Origin of the sequence: Natrialba magadii ATCC 43099, assembly GCF_000025625.1 — an archaeon.
Classification (GTDB): Archaea; Halobacteriota; Halobacteria; order Halobacteriales; family Natrialbaceae; genus Natrialba; species Natrialba magadii.
In genome coordinates this window covers 2,176,397-2,191,797 of sequence record NC_013922.1, presented here as the reverse complement: position 1 = coordinate 2,191,797, position 15,401 = coordinate 2,176,397, and the positions used below count along the sequence as shown (strand labels likewise).

Here is a 15,401-nt window from a genome sequence, read left to right as displayed (position 1 = left end):
CACTCGTGCGCCGTAGCACCCAAGTGCTTACGAGTCGACCGACCGTTCCCACTCGATCCAGTCCTGTTCCCAGCCGCGTCTGGATTCGGCGCGGCGCTGGGCGTACTCGCGATCTTCGCGCGCCATCCGATTCCGTTCGATGGTTCCCTGCTGTTCACCCTCGACCAGTAACGGCTCCAGAGAGACAACATCGTGTTCGGTCCGGTCACCGCCTTCGGTGACCGCGACCACGCGCTGGCGCTGGGTCCCCTCCGGGTAGACCAGTCTCCCCTCTGGAGCCAGCTGGTCGAGTAACGCCCGCGGCGGTGACACGACGGCGGCCTCCAGCAGAATGCAATCGAACGGAGCGTACTCGGGGAGCCCCTCGGCTCCGTCGCGGCGGTCGACGAGAACGCCGTCGTAGCCCGCGCTGGCGAGGTTCTGCCGGGCTTCGATGACGAGTGGGCGAGCGATGTCGATCGCGTGGACGTTCGTCTCGCCGGCGATCTCGGCGGCAAGCGCAGCGGTGTAGCCGACGCCGGCACCGACGACGAGTACGTCATCACCGGCTGTCGGTGCGAGGGCGTCCATGAATCGAGCGACAGTGCTCGGCGAGAGCATACGCGTCCCGAGCACCTCGTGGTCGCGGTCGGCGTACGCCGTCCGCTCGTCATCGACGAACTCGTGGCGTGGCACGTCCCGCATCGCAACGGCGACGGTCTCGTTCTGAAGGACGTCCTTGGCGGGGGACTCGAGTCCGTCGACCATGTCCTCTCGCAGTACCGCGGGGTCCATAGTCGAGCTATCTGGTCGGTGGATATGAATGGCGCGCTTGCGCAAGACGGAGTCAGCGCTGTCGGCAGGTGGGTCACGCGTGCTGTCGAAGGCTTACCCACGCAGTTGAACGAACCGGACCGCGCCGTGCTCGGACCGATCGAGTGAGCCCTCGTCCCGTTTCGTCGCCTCGACGAGCGTCTGGTGGCTCGTCCCGACGGGAGCAAGGACCGTTCCTCCGGGCCGGAGCTGCTCACGCACCGGATCCGGAATCGACGGCGTCGCACAGGTGAAGTAGGCCGCGTCGTAGGGTGCGTGTTCGGCCCACCCGTCTCGGCCGTCACCCGTCCGAACGGAAACCTCACCGTAGCCGAGTGCTGCGAGCGTCTCGCGGGCCAACTCGGCGAGGTCAGCGCTGTATTCGACAGTATACACGTGCTCCGGACCCACAATCTCGGCCGTCACGGCCGCGTGATAGCCACAGCCCGTTCCGATCTCGAGTACCTCGTCACCCGGCTCGAGTGCGAGACGGTCGGCCATGATCGCGACCATGTGCGGCGCGCTGATCGTCTGACCGTCCCCAATGGGAAGCGGTCGATCCGCGTAGGCGTTCCCACGCCGGTCGGCGGGCACGAACTCGTGGCGCGGAACGGACTCGAGTGCGTCGAGGACGCGCTCGTCGTCGACGCGGTGGGAGACGGTTTGGACCATCCGCTCGCGAGCGGCTGTAAAGTCGCCGACGTCCGGATCGTCGGTATCGCGACCGAAGCGATCGAACATAGGTATAGGTACTAATTGGCGTTCGGGAGGAAAGAGTATGGGGGCGCACGTGCGTGCTCGCTCAGAGTAAGGGTAAGCGCCGGGATGGGGTAACTTGCGCTCGCTACCAGGCCGACCACGCGCTCGAGGTCTCGTCGTAAGCATAGATGCGCTTGACGTCCTTCGCTGGCACCGTATCGCCTTCCATATCGTACCGGTCGCGATCGTAGCCCGTGACTGCCTTGCGGACGACGAAAGCGTCGATTTCGAACTCGTCGTCACCGAAGTCGTCGACCGCACCGACCTCGAATTCGTAGTCGCCGGGGACGTGAACCGTGATGCTTCGGCTGTCGTCGCGCGAGCCGTCCTGTGGGTGGATCGTGATATCGACGGAGACGTTGTCGACCTCGCGGGTCCAGACGGTCTCGATCTCGTCGGCCGGGGCGCTCTCCACGCGGCGCTGGCCGTCGAGTTCGAGGCTGGTCACGCGAACGGTCGAGAGGACCTCCTCCGTTTCGAGGAGGAATTCGTCGCCGACCTCGATGGTCGCGCCGTCGGGTGTCGTCACGTTGGCAGTGAACGATTCGTCGTCCTGCGAGACGACGACGTCAAGCGTGACCTCGCGCTCTTGTTCTGGCTGTATCTTGTGGACGTGGCCACACTCGCTGCAGCGCACGGTGAGGGAGCCGCCGCCCTCGGTGAGGACCTCGTGGACGGTTTCGAGGTCCGGCGAGCACGACGGACACGGCGTCGGAATCCGATCCGGAATATCGTTCATAACACGGCGTAGACGCTACGTGCCTAAAAGGCGATTGGACCTGTGCTGACGGAGCGATTCGACTGCTCGGTACTGGAGGGTGCCTGCCAGCCGCAACGAGTGGACGACAGAAAACACTTGTATCCTGTCACTGTGGGAGAACGTATGCGACGCTCGCGACGAGACCTGCTGTCGGCGTCCGGACTCATGCTGGCGGCACTGGCCGGCTGTGTCGATTCCGCTGCGGTCGGCACGGAGGCGGCCGGGGAACCGAAATTGTCGAGACACGAACGGAGTCGGGAGATGAATCCGGAATCGGTGAGGATCCGCCGACGGTAGCGTACGACGCCGACAGCCGAGAGATTCAGGTGAGCGGTGTCTTTCCGATCGGAAACAGTTGTTACACCAGCCAAATCGAGGAGCCGGAGTACGATGCAGACACCGACGAACTGACGGTCCGCATCGGTCGGGAACACGATGGCAGGGATACCTGCGAGGACGTGTTCAACACGACGTCGTACCGAATCGTCGTCGAGTTCGAGGGCTCACCGCCGGGAACCGTCGTCGCGATCGAAAACGGTGCGTACGGCAGAGAAGAAACGCGCAAAGAGCTCTGAGACGCTGCTACTGTGGCACTCCTCAGCAGGGTGAGAACAGCGACTGCCGTTCCGTTACTCGCGCTGCGGAAGTTTCACTTCCGCGCCTACTCGCGGCTACCGCCGCTCGCTTTCTGGGAGGTCTACGACCTCCACGCGTTCGCGGTTACACCGCTCACTCGCTTCGCGGAAGTTTCACTTCCGCGCCGTCCGCGTACACCGTCGGTCCACGAATAATGCCGTCGAGGTGGATTGGTGCCTCCACGTCGCCGCCGATACCGGCGTCGTCACCGATCGCGATGTGGACCGTTCCGCCGGCCTTCTCATCCAGCAGGACCGAACCGACGAGTTCCGTGACGGCGACGTTGGTTCCAATACCGAGTTCCGCGAGGTTGCGCGCTGCGTCGCCAACCTCCTCGGCCGCACTCTCGACTGTCTCGCGGATGTCGTCGTCCGAAATGTCCGTGACGAGGCCGTCCTCGACCTCGAAGGCGAGCGTCTGGTCGTCTGCGAGGAGTCCGTGGGGCATCATCGTCCCGTCGACGACGAACGTCCCGTTGGCGCTCTCGGGGCTGATGAACACCTCGCCGGCGGGGAGGTTCGACATGACGCCTGGCTCGTGGACGATGCCGGTATCCGAGAGGAAGTCGCGGCCGCTGACATCGAACGTGATGTCGGTCCCCGCGGGCGCAGTGACGCGAATCTCGTCTGCGTCGTCGACCTGCTCGCGAACGTCGGCACAGTGGTCCGCGATCAGTTCGTAGTCCGCATCGAGCCCGGTCGTGAAGACTTCCTCGGTGATTCCGGGCAGCGTGGCGACGCGCGCGCCAGCCTCGTTGGCCTCGGTTCGGGCGCGGGTGTGACTCAAACTCTTGGTCGTCGGCGCGAGCACCACGTCCGCGTCAGCCATCGCCGCCGACACCGGCGCTGGTGGCTCGCTCCCGTGGGTCGATCCCGGCGGGTAGCGTACGATCACCGCATCGTCTGTAACCTCACTCGCCACGTCGTAGAGCGCCTCACCAATCTGCTCGCGCTTGTCGTCCGTGACGATCACGCAGGACTCGTCGGACTCGAGTGCCAGACACTGTTCGACCGCGGTTTCGGCTGGGTCCCGAAGGGTGGTGGGAGTGGTAGACATACCACAGGGTGTGTGCGGGGAGTGAATATGTCTTCCCTTCTGTGAGTCGCGCCGCTGGAGGGTGTGGTGCCGCGGTCGGGACACGGGCTGTGAAGTGTGCTGGAAACCGTGCTGAGAAACTCTGAGTCGAGTAAAAATCCCGCGAGAAGCCTCGAAACGGTTATCCGCCTCGGTAGTGGACTGCCGGATACACACAATGATCCAGGTCGCGATCAACGGCTACGGAACGATCGGCAAACGCGTCGCAGACGCCGTCCGGGCCCAGCCCGACATGGAAGTTCTCGGCGTCGCGAAGACGCGGCCGAACTTCGAGGCCGAGACCGCTATCGAGAAGGGATTCGCCCTCTACGCCGCCATCGAGGAACGCGAGCACCTGTTCGACGAGGCCGGACTCGACATCGCCGGCTCCGTCGACGAGCTCGTCGCCGACGCGGATATCGTCGTCGACGCTACGCCCTCCGGCATCGGCGCTGAGAACAAATCGCTGTACGAGGAGTACGAGACGCCCGCACTCTACCAGGGTGGCGAGGACGCCGACCTGGTCGACGTGAGCTTCAACGCGCGCTCGAATTTCGAGGACGCCACCGACGCCGATCACGTCCGCGTCGTCTCCTGTAACACGACCGGACTCTCCCGCGTCATCGCACCGCTTCGCGAGACCTACGGCGTCGAGAAGGTCCGCGCCACGCTCGTCCGCCGCGGCGGCGATCCAGGTCAGACCGACCGTGGACCGATCAACGATATCCTCCCGAACCCGGTGACGATTCCGTCCCACCACGGCCCCGACGTCGAGACCATCTTCGATGACCTCGACATCGACACGCTCGGGATGAAGGTCCCGGCGACGCAGATGCACATGCACAGCCTCAACGTCACACTCGAGGAGGAAGTCGACGCGGCCGACGTTCGCGACCTGTTCGCCGACGAGTCGCGACTGTTCCTGATCCCCGAACACATGGCTATCGACGGCAGCGGGAAGCTGAAGGAGTACGCCCTCGATGCGGGCCGGCCACGCGGCGACGTCTGGGAGAACGCCATCTGGGAGGAGTCCATCTCGACCGTGGGTCGCGACCTCTACCTCTTCCAGGGAATCCACCAGGAGAGCGACGTGGTGCCGGAGAACATCGACGCGGTTCGTGCGGTACTCGGCACAGCCGACGCCGAGGAGAGCATCGAGACGACCGACGAGACGCTCGGCATCGGGCTCTGAGCCGTCGACCGCGCTTCTCCACCAGCACACAATCACGGCACCACAAGGCACGAGAAGAGCCGAACAGTTTCGGACCGAAACAGTTGATTCGACGCTCGAAACGCCCCTCGAGTTACCGTAACAACTAGTTCCGACAGAAAGTTTTTCCCCCGTGGGCCACTACTGGTGACTATGCGAAGAGACGACCGCGACGAGCCCTTCGATGACCTCTTTCGCGAGATTGAGCGGATGATGAACGAGATGATGAACGGTGCCGACGCGAATGTCAACTTCAACTCTGCTCGAAACGTCGACACCGGCTTTGGCATGGATACGCACGTCGATATTCACGAAACTGACGATGAACTGCGCGTCGTTGCGGACCTCCCCGGCGTCGAAAAGGAAAACATCGACCTCGAGTGTGACGGTGAAACGCTGACCATCTCCGCGGGCAGCGACCACCGCCAGTACGACGAGCGCATCACGCTCCCACAGCGGGTCAACGAACACACGGCCTCTGCAACCTACAACAACGGCGTGCTCGAGGTCGTCTTCGATCCGGCCGAACAGTCCTCGGGAATCAGTCTCGAGTAAGTCGATCCGCGGTCCAGTAGTCGTCCGGTTTCGGTCTCCGTTCGCGCTTGTTCTACTTCCGTTCGCGCTTGTTCTGCTTCTGCCTCTGGGTCAGCCACCGAGTACCGATTCACCATACACCACCGACTCACAGCCCCTGCGCCGCAGTCGCACGAATCGCAGCCGCCAGCCGATCGTAAAACGCCGGTTCGTACTTCGTCTCCGCGTCGATCGTCGGGCGTGCGTTCGTCTCGTTAATCACCACCCGCTCGTCCGTCACGAGCAGATCGACGCCGACGAAGGGAATCTCGAGTTCCCGCGCCGCAGCCTCGGCAATCTCTCGCCACTCCGACGACAACTCGACCCCTGTCGCCTCGGCACCGCGGTGGACGTTGTGCTTCCACTGCCCCTCCCGAACCGCGTCGTCCGGCAACCGCCGCTCGACCGCGCCAACGTAGTCGGACTCGAGTACCATCACGCGATAGTCGGTCGCGTCGGGGAGGTACTCCTGGACGAGAAACGAGCGGTCGCCGGTCGCCCGGTAGTCGTGGACTAGCGAGAGGTAGTCACAGATTCCCAGAAACGAGTCCAGATCGTGGGCCTTCGCGACGCCGACGCCGCGCGTGGTCGAGTTCGGTTTGACGACGACAGGGGGTTCGAACTGCGCGAAGACAGCGGCCAGTTCGTCCTCGTCGACATCGTTCGAGACGTAGACCGACGTCGGAACTGGGAGGCCAGCCCGATCGAGTCGCGCGATGACCGCAGCTTTGTTCCGCGAGGTCAACACTGCCTCGCGATCGTTGAGCCACGGTATCTCGAGCAGGGCGTCCGCGACGCCGCCCTCCATCAGCCGGCCGGGGTAGACGAAGCCGACATCGTACTCGTCAGGCTCCCACGGCGGGTCGGTCAGATCCACTACGCGCTCGCTCGCGGGCACGTGGTGGACTCGAATGTCACGTTCTGCGAGCGGGTCACGCATCCGCTGGAACGTCTGCTTCGCGTTGGCGACCGCGAGATCGATCATACACCGACGTCAGGAGTAGAACGGCAAAAAGGTAGCTCGATACCGAACCTACTCGTCGGCTTCCGCCGCATGCGTCGCCTCCGCGCGCACGTCGTAGGACTCCTGTTCCCGCGAAAACGCCCCCTCGAAGGAGACCGTCTCGGTTTCGTCTGCGCCCAACTCGAGTGCCCGGTGGTCGTCGATATGGCCGCGAACCTCTCCACCACTCGGTGTGGTGAGCGTGACGTCGATGGGGCCGGCCTCGCCGTCGTTTCGGACATCTGCCTCGATGGCACCGATCTGGGCCTCGAGGTAGTAGGCGTCGTATCCGTCGAGATCGACATCGGCATCGTCGAAGACGATTTCGCGCCGTTCGCCCGCGTCGAAGTGGGCACTGCTGGCATAGGCGGGCGCGGCGGCTGTGAGGACGGAGTCGGTGTTGTCGTCCGATTCGAGGAGATATAGCAGGATCGTAGCCTCGCCGGGGTCGCCATCGTTTGCGAACGTGCCGGCGGGTTCGGGAGTTGAATTAGTATTGGTATTGGTGTTGGTATTGGTATTGGTATTAGTCTTGGAATCGGAACCGGAATCGGAACCGGAATCGGAGCCGGAATCAGAATCGGCATCCACATCGATCGATTCGATAGGCGGCATGCCCTCGCGGTCGACGTGTGTGACTGCTGGAATGCGAACGGCTTCGACAACTGGGTCGGGAAGGCTGTCGTCTTCGTCCGCTGACTCAGTCGAAACGGTAACACAGCCTGCGACCGAGATCGGGAGCAAACCGCCAGCAGTGGCGAGCACTCGTCGACGTTCCATACGCCGTCAGCCACAGCGAACCCTCGTTATTCTTTCGTCTCGATGACTCTCGAACCAACGGGCGGTGGCGGACTCTGAGCAGCCAGTTCGAAATACAGCAACTCACTCGAACGCTGAAAGACTGGAGTGACAGAGCAGCAGGTGGGTATCTGGGTGGTGTCGAGAGACACCGCGCTGTCTGACAGCGTTGCTGCAGCAGTGCGATAGACTGCAGGGAAAAGGTGGGCCTCGGTCTAGGCGATGAGCTTCTCTTCGCCCTTCTCCACGACGATGCGACACGGCGGCGTGATCTTGTTGTAGGAGCGACGGAGCGCGTCCTTGGCGAACTCGGCGTCGTCGACGTCACACCAGATCGTGAAGATACGCTCGCCGGCGTCGATGCGGGCTGCGGTGCCGACGATTTTACCGAACGACTGACGCATCCCGTCGGAAACACGGTCTGCACCCGCGCCGGTTGCCTGCTTGTTCTCCCGGATGACGTGGTGGGGGAACTTGCGCAGGATCATCTTGTACTGGTGCTCGCCAGCGTTTTTCAGCATGTGACGGTTGGCCGAGAGGCGGGAGGCCTCGAGGCTGCCGTGGCGGATCTGGACCTCTTCTTCGGTGATGAGGCTGATCTGAACCGGGTAGTCCTCGGGATCTGCCTGCAGGTCGCCCATCTGGTGCTGTGCAATCTTCGAGCCGGGAATGCCAGTGATGTACTCGCGTCGCGTGTATGCTGGCTTGCTAATGTCCCGGTACATTGAGGCGGGTTTGTCTGACATGGTTGTGGTTACTTACGAAAAGGCAGGCCTACCGTCCGGATAAAGCCTTCGAAGCGCGCGCTCGAAACCGCTCCACGAGACCGCTCGCACTCGCGCTTCGCGTGTGAGTGTATCGCAAGAACGGGGCAAGGAGGAGCAAGAAGGGAGCAAGAAGGGAGCAAGAAGGGAGCAAGAAGGCGAAACCGAGTAGGCGAGCCAGGAGCGAGACGCGACCACTCGAGTGAGGCAAACCCGCTCATTGCGGCGGCGTGCTTAAGTTTCTAGCACAGGTATCATAACGCATGATGAAGAGTTTCCGGATCGGATCCCTCTTTGGGATTCCGATCAAACTCGATATTACGTTCTTGTTGGTGCTCCCGTTCTTTGCGTATGTTATCGGGCTCCAGATCGGTACCGTCGCAGAACTCCTCAACGTAATGATGGGGGCCGACATCGACATCGGGTACGTTACTGCCGGGTGGAACCCCTGGATCTTCGGCCTCGCGGCCGCGCTCGGTCTGTTCGTCGGCGTCATCTTTCACGAACTCGGCCACTCGCTGACCGCCCAGCGGTACGGTTTCCCGATTGAGTCGATTACGCTCTGGCTGTTCGGCGGCGTCGCTGCGTTCTCTGAAATGCCCGAAGACTGGCGGCAGGAATTCGCAATCGCCATCGCTGGCCCCATCGTCTCGGTCCTCGTCGGTATCGCTTCGTTCGGGCTCTTCTACGTCACTCCATCGAGCATGGACGGCACCCAGTTCGTGCTCGCGTACCTCGCAATCCTGAACATCGCGTTGGCAGTATTCAACATGCTGCCTGCGTTCCCGATGGACGGTGGTCGCGTCCTGCGTGCTTTCCTCGCTCGCACGAGGCCATACGCCAAGGCGACCCAGCAGGCCGCAAGCATCGGGAAGCTCTTCGCAGTCCTGATGGGGCTGTTTGCGCTTCTTCCACCAATCAACATCATCCTGCTCGGGGTCGCGTTCTTCGTTTACATCGCCGCCTCCAGCGAGGCCCAGCAGGTGACGATGAAAGCAGCGTTTCAGGACGTGACCGTCTCGGACATCATGACGCCCGCGAATGACCTCCACACGGTCACCCCCGACGCCTCCGTCGCACAGCTAATCCAGCGGATGTTCAGTGAGCGCCACACGGGATACCCGGTCGTCGAATCCAACGGTTCCGGCGGCGGTCAGCTGGTCGGACTCGTGACGCTCGAGGACGCTCGCGAGATCCAGCCAGTCGAACGCGACGCCCACACGGTCGAAGAGATTATGACGACGGATCTGAAGACCATCTCCGCGGAGTCCGACGCGATGACCGCGATCGAACAGATGCACGAGAACGGTATCGGTCGGCTGCTCGTCGTCGAGCGAAATGGCCACGGCACTGTGCCGGGTCAGGACACCGACGTTCCGCCAGGCAGTGAACCACGGGCGGGCGACGACCTCGTTGGCCTCATCTCGCGCTCTGACATCATGACCGCCTTCGACATCGTCCAGAAAAGCGGTGCGGTCGGGGCCGCAGCACAGGCCCAGCGCGCGGACTGAGAGTGACGATCGACGACCGATTGACGACCAAACTGGGGGTTCGATAGCCGCCGAAACACCCGTTTCGCGTGCCGAGACCAACATTCTTAACCGCAACGGTGGCCGAGAGTGCGCCGATGCCACCGGCCATCGAGACCGTCGATCTCGTGAAGGATTACGGGGAGTTGCGCGCGTTAAACGAGCTGTCGCTCACCGTCGGAGAGGGCGAGTTCTTCGGCCTTCTCGGCCCCAACGGGGCCGGGAAGACGACGTTCATCAACACGCTCGTCGGTCTCGTCCGCAAGTCGGGTGGCGAAGCGCAGGTCTTCGGCTACGACGTCGAGGACGACTACCAGCAGGCTCGCAATGCAATCGGGCTTGCACCACAGGAATTTAATGTTGACAGATTCTTTCCGGTTCGGGAAGTGCTGCAGCATAAGGCCGGCTACCACGGAATCGCCGAAGACGAAGCCGCCGACCGCGCCGACGAGGTACTCAAGCGTGTCGGCATCTACGACAAGCGAAACGAACGCTTCGACTGGCTTTCCGGCGGGATGAAACGCCGCCTGCTCCTCGCGCGGGCGCTCGTTACTGATCCTGACTTGCTGATTCTGGACGAGCCAACCGCGGGCGTGGACGTCCAACTGCGCCACGACCTCTGGGACCTCGTCACCGAACTCAACGAGGAAGGGACCACCATCCTCCTGACGACCCACTACATCGAGGAAGCTGAACGCCTCTGTGACCGCGTCGCCATCATGAACGAGGGCCACAAAGTTACCGTGGCAACACCGGACGACCTCAAACGGCGCGGCACCGACACGATCGAAATTCTACTCGAGTCCACCCCACCCGCTGGCACGACCATCGAGTCCGAACTCGGTGCGTACGCCCACGAGGTGTCGACGAGCGGCGACCAACTCGAGATCCGCGTCGACGACGGCGGGTCGACCGTGCCGCAGGTGTTGCACGATCTGGAAGCGGCGGGTCACGAGATTGCGGACCTCGAGATTTCGCGGACGTCACTCGAGGAGATTTTCGTGGATCTGACGCGCCAGGAGGACCGGTCGGTGACGCGGTCGTCTGCGTCGAGCGCAAGTGGAGGGGCTGCTGGCGATGATGGTGCTAGTGAATCGGAGTACGACCAGACGCAAGAGCACGATCAGGAACACGAGCAAGAGCGCGAACAGGAGGGGGTCGCCTGATGCTCTCCGTTGGCTTTCGCGCCCTGTTCAAGCGCGAACTCCTACGATTCATCCGCCGGCCGAAGAACACGTTCATGCCGCCGGCGATCACGAACGTGCTCTACTTCGCCGTCTTCGGGATGATTCTCGGCGGCCGCATCGACAGCCCGGTTGAGGGCGTGGAGGGTGCCGACTTTGGCTACATCCTCTTTCTCATCCCTGGACTCATCGTCCTCGGGACCATCTCGAACGCCTTCGAGAACGCCTCGTTCTCGATCTTCCACGGGCGATGGAACGAGTACATCCACGAAACGCTGACCTCGCCGCTGTCGTACGTCGAAATGGTCGTCGCCTACGTCTCCGCGAGTGCCGTCCGCGGGCTGATCGTCGGCGTCATCATTGCCGCCATTGGCCGCCTGTTCGTGCCGATCAGCATCGAGAACGGTCTCTTCCTCGTGGCCACGATGGTCGTCATCGCCGCGCTCTTTGCGGGACTGGGGATCATCGGCGGCCTCGTCGCGCGGGACTTCGACGACCTCACCGTCATGAACCAGTTCATCCTGCGCCCGCTGGTGTTCTTCGGTGCCGTCTTCTACTCGCTGACGATGCTCGAACCGCTCTGGCAGGCCGTCTCGCTGCTGAACCCGATGGTCTACATGGTCGACAGCGTCCGCTACGGTCTGCTCGGCTACTCGGACATGTTCGAGGTCGCGCCGGCCGCCTACGCCGAGTTTGCGCCGCTTGCCTCTCTCGGCGTGCTCACACTGCTGACCGTCGTCGTCCTCGCGATCGACGTCTACCTGTTCAAGATCGGGTACGGGCTCACTGACTGAGCGGGCGACCGGAGCGCGAACGCACTGGTCGGTACCAGCCACTCGAGTAACGCCGTTTTATTGTATCTAGAGGGTATTTTCACAGTATGGCGACTGAGGAATACTGCTGGAACTGCGGGTCGGTACTCGAGTCCGGCGCAAATTATTGTTCGGCGTGTGGTGCGGAAGTCGGTCGCGATAGCGAAGGTGATGAAGGTAGGGACGGAGGCCGAACGGATGAGTGGGGAACGAACGACTACGGAACCGACGACTACGGGGCCGATGACTATGGAACGGACGACTACGGCTCCGGGAGTTACGAGCAGGCTGGATACGGGGCGGGCGGCTACGATGCGGCAGGGTACGGAACACGGCGAAACGATACGTCGTTCGCTGCCGTGACGCATCTGCTCGCAATCTTCACGTGGGTCATCGGCCCGCTGATCGTCCTCCTCGTCACGGAGGACGAGTTCGTCGACGCGAACGCGCGGATGGCGGTGAACTGGCAGATTATGTTCGCCATCTACATGCTGCTCTCGCTGATGCTGGTCATCGTCGGCGTCGGTATTCTCGGTCTGCTCATCCTCCCGCTCCTCGATATCGCGTTCTGTGTCGTCGCGGCGGTGAAGGCGAACGATGGAGAGGCCTGGCAGTATCCGCTCACACCGGAGATTGTCTGAGAAGTGGCAAACACTGTGTGTCGCCGTTTGTTGCTGTCTGTCGCGGTTTGGCGCTGTCTGTCGCCGTGTGTCGCTGTTCTTCCCCACTACGACTCGTACTCGCCGACCTGCACGAGCTGTTTGCCGATATTGTCCCCTTCAAACAGCCCGAGGAACGCGTCGGGTGCGTTCTCGAAGCCCTCCACAGTGTGCTGGCGGTACCGGATCTCCTCGTTCTGGATGAACGTCGAGAGCCGTCGGAGTGCTTCGCCCCATCGATCCTCGTAGTCACGAACGAGTAATCCTTCTACGCGGGCGCGACTCTCGATGAGTTTGGCGAGCTTTCGCGGCCCGGTCGGGACCTCTGTCGCGTTGTAAATCGAGATCTGTCCGCAGACAGCGACCCGCGAGCGGACGTTGAGTAGCGGCCAGACGGCGTCCGTAATCGGCCCGCCGACGTTGTCGAAGTAGACGTCGATACCGTCCGGACAGGCCTCAGCCATCGCACGACCGAGGTCGTCAGTTTCCTTGTAGTTGATCGCCGCGTCGAAGCCCAGTTCGTCGGTGAGCCACTCGACCTTCTCGTCGGACCCTGCGGTACCGACGACGCGCGCGCCAGCGAGGCGAGCGAGTTGGCCCGCGACGGAGCCGACCGCGCCAGCAGCCGCCGAGACGACGACTGTGTCGCCCGGTGTCGGCTCGGCTACGTCGAGCATGCCGAAGTACGCAGTGACGCCGGGCATGCCGAGCGTCCCGAGCGCAGTCGAAATCGGGCCGTGGTCGGGATCGACCGGCCGGAGGTCGTCGCCGTCCGCGATGGCGTGTTCCGCCCACAGAAGTTCGCCGGTGACGATGTCGCCCGACTCATAGGCGTCGTGGTTTGACTCGACGACTTCGCCGACGACACCGGCTTGCATCGGCTCGCCGACGTCCCACGGCTCCTCATAGGATTCGGCGTCGCGCATCCGGCCGCGCATGTATGGGTCGACGGACTGGTACAGCGTCCGGACGAGTACCTCACCCGAACCGGGATCATCGAGGTCGACCGTGACGAGGTCGAAGTTCTCCATCGTCGGTTCGCCGGTCGGGCGGCTCGCGAGGTGCCACTGGCGCGTCGTTACCATACGCCTCCATCGGCGTGTCGACAGGTCAATATTTGGTTCCCGGAACCCACCAACCGAGGCCAGCGAACTCCCAAAGAGTAACGCCTTTGACGCCAGTGTGCGGGTGAGTTCATATGGGCGAGAACGCCGAACAGGACTCACAGGTGCCACCCTGTCCGAGCGACGAGCACACCGTGCTAACTGACCTGCTCGCCGGCAATGCAGCACATGCCGACGCACTACCGGACGAGTACTTCGCTGCCGTGCAGGACGGACAGCAGCCGGACGTCGTCTCGATCTGTTGTTCCGACTCGCGCGTCCCTCAGGAGCGAATGTGGGACGTCGCCGACCCCGGCTCCGTCTTCACACCGAGCAACATCGGCAACCAGGTCTGGGACGTCGACCACGGCGAGCGAATCGTCGATGGCGGCCTGCTGTATCCGATCCATCACGCCGGCACCAGCGCCGCCGTCATCGTCGGTCACACCGGCTGCGGTGCTGTCACAGCCGCCTACGAGGCAGCAACTGGTGGCGAGCTTCCCGGCCCGCGCGGCGTCGACAAGTGGGTCGAACAGCTCGTCCCCGTCGTGGAGGCCGGACTCGAGTCCGACCAGATCGATACCGATGCCGACGACGAGACGGTCATCAACCAGCTCGTCGAGTTCAACGTGGACCGACAGGTCGAATTCCTCCGCACCGCAGCGGACGTGCCCGAAGAGATCAGCGTGTACGGATTCGTCTACGACTTCCAGGGCGTCTACGGCGACAAACACGGACGCGCGTATCTGGTCAACGTCGATGGCGAGACGAAGCCAGAGGCAATCGCCGAACTCCTCCCGTCGGAGTTCGAGTCTGCGACGTGCAGTCTGCTGTGGTGAGCCGGCCAGTCAGTAGCCGCCGCTGTCAGCGTCCGAAAAACAGCGCCCGCAGCGCGTGATACTTCGATCGTCGGTCGTTCGGTCGATTGAGACGAGTTGTAATCGGCCGTGAGTCACGTGGGCAGTCGCACCGCAAATCGTCTGCACGTCGGACTGGTCCACGTGCTCACCCCGGTGCTTGTGGATCGTTTTCGTGTGTTCGTTCAGAACTCCATCCATGGTATTCAATGGCACGACCAGATCACATAGTTGCGGTACCAACACACGTCGGCGCGAGTAGGCAAGCGCGATACCAGAGTCACTCAGTTCAGCAGCGACCATACTGATACGTATCGGCAATTATCTCCCCAAGCGCACACAGCACCCATAACACGCCGCTATTGCGCACTACCGGACGAGTCGCAGGGTTTATGGGTCCAGCACCCATCTCTTCAAAAGCAATGGCGAAAGGAACCGTTGATTTCTTCAACGACACTGGCGGCTACGGATTCATCGAGACTGAGGACGCGGACGACGACGTGTTCTTCCACATGGAAGACATCGGCGGCCCGGACCTTGAGGAAGGACAGGAGCTCGAGTTCGAAATCGAGCAGGCCCCAAAGGGCCCACGCGCGACGAACGTCGAGCGCCTGTAAGGTAGACACAACTGAAACACAGTGCACATCGCTCGCACGTTCTCGTGTGAGCGGGTGTAACCCGTTTCAGTTGGACTACCAATTCGTAACGGTATCGACTCTTTACTGCAGTATTCTACACCTGTGAGCGACAGCGCTGTCGTCACTCACTGGCTGTTCAGTACCTGGCACCTCGAGCCGAGCGACTGCACCGTAACCGGTCGATTGGACCGTGCCCTTTTATTTCGCTCGCCTCTGTAGCTTCGGTTTGACTTCCCAGTCGGGCGGTTTT

Annotated in this window: 19 protein-coding genes; 10 read left to right on the top strand and 9 right to left on the bottom strand. The window is 62.5% G+C overall.

Translation table 11 applies throughout. From position 1 onward, the window contains the following. Positions 1 to 27: 27 nt before the first annotated feature. From NMAG_RS10260 to NMAG_RS10250, 3 genes are all read right to left on the bottom strand, one after another. Positions 28 to 774, bottom strand: coding sequence for a protein-L-isoaspartate O-methyltransferase family protein (locus tag NMAG_RS10260; RefSeq protein WP_004267313.1), 747 nt, complete (start codon positions 772 to 774; stop codon positions 28 to 30). Positions 775 to 867: 93 nt separating this feature from the next. Further along, positions 868 to 1,533, bottom strand: a complete 666-nt coding sequence (locus NMAG_RS10255) for a protein-L-isoaspartate(D-aspartate) O-methyltransferase (protein ID WP_004267314.1) — start codon at positions 1,531 to 1,533, stop codon at positions 868 to 870. Between the two features lie 103 nt (positions 1,534 to 1,636). Beyond that, a complete protein-coding gene (locus NMAG_RS10250; protein WP_004267315.1) occupies positions 1,637 to 2,290 on the bottom strand; it encodes an HVO_0476 family zinc finger protein in 654 nt (217 codons plus the stop codon). 144 nt (positions 2,291 to 2,434) lie between these two features. Between NMAG_RS10250 and NMAG_RS22100 the strand changes: the two genes are divergently transcribed. Together NMAG_RS22100 and NMAG_RS10245 are read left to right on the top strand one after the other, a co-directional pair. Next, positions 2,435 to 2,608 (top strand): hypothetical protein, encoded by a 174-nt coding sequence (locus NMAG_RS22100; protein ID WP_160165662.1) that lies wholly within the window; start codon positions 2,435 to 2,437, stop codon positions 2,606 to 2,608. 29 nt (positions 2,609 to 2,637) lie between these two features. Further along, complete coding sequence (locus NMAG_RS10245; protein WP_004267316.1) at positions 2,638 to 2,886, top strand: hypothetical protein; 249 nt, start codon at positions 2,638 to 2,640, stop codon at positions 2,884 to 2,886. A gap of 154 nt (positions 2,887 to 3,040) precedes the next feature. Here the strand turns inward: NMAG_RS10245 and NMAG_RS10240 are convergent, their stop codons facing one another. Continuing rightward, positions 3,041 to 4,003 carry an aminopeptidase gene (locus tag NMAG_RS10240; protein ID WP_004267317.1) on the bottom strand — a complete coding sequence of 321 codons (963 nt, stop codon included), beginning with the start codon at positions 4,001 to 4,003 and terminating at the stop codon, positions 3,041 to 3,043. A gap of 196 nt (positions 4,004 to 4,199) precedes the next feature. On the opposite strand from NMAG_RS10240, the gene NMAG_RS10235 reads away from it, so the two are divergent. Beyond that, entirely contained in the window at positions 4,200 to 5,213 is a 1,014-nt protein-coding gene (locus NMAG_RS10235) for a type II glyceraldehyde-3-phosphate dehydrogenase (RefSeq protein ID WP_004267318.1), read from the top strand. A 171-nt stretch (positions 5,214 to 5,384) separates the two neighbouring features. Next, a complete protein-coding gene (locus NMAG_RS10230; RefSeq protein WP_004267319.1) occupies positions 5,385 to 5,786 on the top strand; it encodes an Hsp20/alpha crystallin family protein in 402 nt (133 codons plus the stop codon). A gap of 127 nt (positions 5,787 to 5,913) precedes the next feature. On the opposite strand, the gene NMAG_RS10225 is transcribed toward NMAG_RS10230, so the two are convergent. The 3 genes from NMAG_RS10225 to NMAG_RS10215 all read right to left on the bottom strand — a co-directional run bounded on the left by NMAG_RS10225 (position 5,914) and on the right by NMAG_RS10215 (position 8,351). Continuing rightward, a complete protein-coding gene (locus NMAG_RS10225; RefSeq protein WP_004267320.1) occupies positions 5,914 to 6,789 on the bottom strand; it encodes an ATP-grasp domain-containing protein in 876 nt (291 codons plus the stop codon). Between the two features lie 48 nt (positions 6,790 to 6,837). Continuing rightward, a complete protein-coding gene (locus NMAG_RS10220) occupies positions 6,838 to 7,587 on the bottom strand; it encodes a hypothetical protein (protein ID WP_012996637.1) in 750 nt (249 codons plus the stop codon). A 233-nt stretch (positions 7,588 to 7,820) separates the two neighbouring features. After that, positions 7,821 to 8,351 (bottom strand): 50S ribosomal protein L16, encoded by a 531-nt coding sequence (locus NMAG_RS10215; RefSeq protein WP_004267322.1) that lies wholly within the window; start codon positions 8,349 to 8,351, stop codon positions 7,821 to 7,823. Between the two features lie 281 nt (positions 8,352 to 8,632). Here NMAG_RS10215 and NMAG_RS10210 point away from each other — a divergent pair, with 281 nt between their 5' ends. From NMAG_RS10210 to NMAG_RS10195, 4 genes are all read left to right on the top strand, one after another. Next, a complete protein-coding gene (locus NMAG_RS10210) occupies positions 8,633 to 9,880 on the top strand; it encodes a site-2 protease family protein (RefSeq protein ID WP_004267323.1) in 1,248 nt (415 codons plus the stop codon). Between the two features lie 116 nt (positions 9,881 to 9,996). Further along, a complete protein-coding gene (locus NMAG_RS10205; protein WP_004267324.1) occupies positions 9,997 to 11,064 on the top strand; it encodes an ABC transporter ATP-binding protein in 1,068 nt (355 codons plus the stop codon). After that, positions 11,064 to 11,876: an ABC transporter permease gene (locus NMAG_RS10200; RefSeq protein WP_004267325.1), complete on the top strand. Its 813-nt coding sequence runs from the start codon at positions 11,064 to 11,066 to the stop codon at positions 11,874 to 11,876. Before NMAG_RS10205 ends, NMAG_RS10200 begins: the two co-directional genes overlap by 1 nt. 86 nt (positions 11,877 to 11,962) lie before the next feature. Further along, on the top strand, positions 11,963 to 12,535 hold the full coding sequence (locus tag NMAG_RS10195) for a zinc ribbon domain-containing protein (RefSeq protein WP_004267326.1): 573 nt from the start codon (positions 11,963 to 11,965) through the stop codon (positions 12,533 to 12,535). Between the two features lie 86 nt (positions 12,536 to 12,621). On the opposite strand, the gene NMAG_RS10190 is transcribed toward NMAG_RS10195, so the two are convergent. Then, the gene (locus tag NMAG_RS10190) at positions 12,622 to 13,638 is read right to left on the bottom strand and encodes an NADP-dependent oxidoreductase (RefSeq protein WP_004267327.1); all 1,017 of its coding nucleotides are present in this window, start codon (positions 13,636 to 13,638) and stop codon (positions 12,622 to 12,624) included. 113 nt (positions 13,639 to 13,751) lie between these two features. Here NMAG_RS10190 and NMAG_RS10185 point away from each other — a divergent pair, with 113 nt between their 5' ends. Continuing rightward, the gene (locus NMAG_RS10185) at positions 13,752 to 14,495 is read left to right on the top strand and encodes a carbonic anhydrase (protein ID WP_004267328.1); all 744 of its coding nucleotides are present in this window, start codon (positions 13,752 to 13,754) and stop codon (positions 14,493 to 14,495) included. 9 nt (positions 14,496 to 14,504) lie between these two features. Here the strand turns inward: NMAG_RS10185 and NMAG_RS10180 are convergent, their stop codons facing one another. Continuing rightward, positions 14,505 to 14,714, bottom strand: coding sequence for a hypothetical protein (locus NMAG_RS10180; RefSeq protein ID WP_004267329.1), 210 nt, complete (start codon positions 14,712 to 14,714; stop codon positions 14,505 to 14,507). A gap of 221 nt (positions 14,715 to 14,935) precedes the next feature. On the opposite strand from NMAG_RS10180, the gene NMAG_RS10175 reads away from it, so the two are divergent. Then, positions 14,936 to 15,130: a cold-shock protein gene (locus NMAG_RS10175; protein ID WP_004267330.1), complete on the top strand. Its 195-nt coding sequence runs from the start codon at positions 14,936 to 14,938 to the stop codon at positions 15,128 to 15,130. The last annotated feature ends 271 nt before the right edge of the window (positions 15,131 to 15,401 follow it).

What these genes read in the sequence shown, in the direction of transcription:
- NMAG_RS10260 (WP_004267313.1), bottom strand. Translation starts at nt 774, where the DNA reads ATGGACCCCGCGGTACTGCGAGAGGACATGGTCGACGGACTCGAGTCC.
- NMAG_RS10255 (WP_004267314.1), bottom strand. Translation starts at nt 1,533, where the DNA reads ATGTTCGATCGCTTCGGTCGCGATACCGACGATCCGGACGTCGGCGAC.
- NMAG_RS10250 (WP_004267315.1), bottom strand. Translation starts at nt 2,290, where the DNA reads ATGAACGATATTCCGGATCGGATTCCGACGCCGTGTCCGTCGTGCTCG.
- NMAG_RS22100 (WP_160165662.1), top strand. Translation starts at nt 2,435, where the DNA reads ATGCGACGCTCGCGACGAGACCTGCTGTCGGCGTCCGGACTCATGCTG.
- NMAG_RS10240 (WP_004267317.1), bottom strand. Translation starts at nt 4,003, where the DNA reads ATGTCTACCACTCCCACCACCCTTCGGGACCCAGCCGAAACCGCGGTC.
- NMAG_RS10235 (WP_004267318.1), top strand. Translation starts at nt 4,200, where the DNA reads ATGATCCAGGTCGCGATCAACGGCTACGGAACGATCGGCAAACGCGTC.
- NMAG_RS10230 (WP_004267319.1), top strand. Translation starts at nt 5,385, where the DNA reads ATGCGAAGAGACGACCGCGACGAGCCCTTCGATGACCTCTTTCGCGAG.
- NMAG_RS10225 (WP_004267320.1), bottom strand. Translation starts at nt 6,789, where the DNA reads ATGATCGATCTCGCGGTCGCCAACGCGAAGCAGACGTTCCAGCGGATG.
- NMAG_RS10220 (WP_012996637.1), bottom strand. Translation starts at nt 7,587, where the DNA reads ATGGAACGTCGACGAGTGCTCGCCACTGCTGGCGGTTTGCTCCCGATC.
- NMAG_RS10215 (WP_004267322.1), bottom strand. Translation starts at nt 8,351, where the DNA reads ATGTCAGACAAACCCGCCTCAATGTACCGGGACATTAGCAAGCCAGCA.
- NMAG_RS10210 (WP_004267323.1), top strand. Translation starts at nt 8,633, where the DNA reads ATGATGAAGAGTTTCCGGATCGGATCCCTCTTTGGGATTCCGATCAAA.
- NMAG_RS10205 (WP_004267324.1), top strand. Translation starts at nt 9,997, where the DNA reads ATGCCACCGGCCATCGAGACCGTCGATCTCGTGAAGGATTACGGGGAG.
- NMAG_RS10200 (WP_004267325.1), top strand. Translation starts at nt 11,064, where the DNA reads ATGCTCTCCGTTGGCTTTCGCGCCCTGTTCAAGCGCGAACTCCTACGA.
- NMAG_RS10195 (WP_004267326.1), top strand. Translation starts at nt 11,963, where the DNA reads ATGGCGACTGAGGAATACTGCTGGAACTGCGGGTCGGTACTCGAGTCC.
- NMAG_RS10190 (WP_004267327.1), bottom strand. Translation starts at nt 13,638, where the DNA reads ATGGTAACGACGCGCCAGTGGCACCTCGCGAGCCGCCCGACCGGCGAA.
- NMAG_RS10185 (WP_004267328.1), top strand. Translation starts at nt 13,752, where the DNA reads ATGGGCGAGAACGCCGAACAGGACTCACAGGTGCCACCCTGTCCGAGC.
- NMAG_RS10180 (WP_004267329.1), bottom strand. Translation starts at nt 14,714, where the DNA reads ATGGATGGAGTTCTGAACGAACACACGAAAACGATCCACAAGCACCGG.
- NMAG_RS10175 (WP_004267330.1), top strand. Translation starts at nt 14,936, where the DNA reads ATGGCGAAAGGAACCGTTGATTTCTTCAACGACACTGGCGGCTACGGA.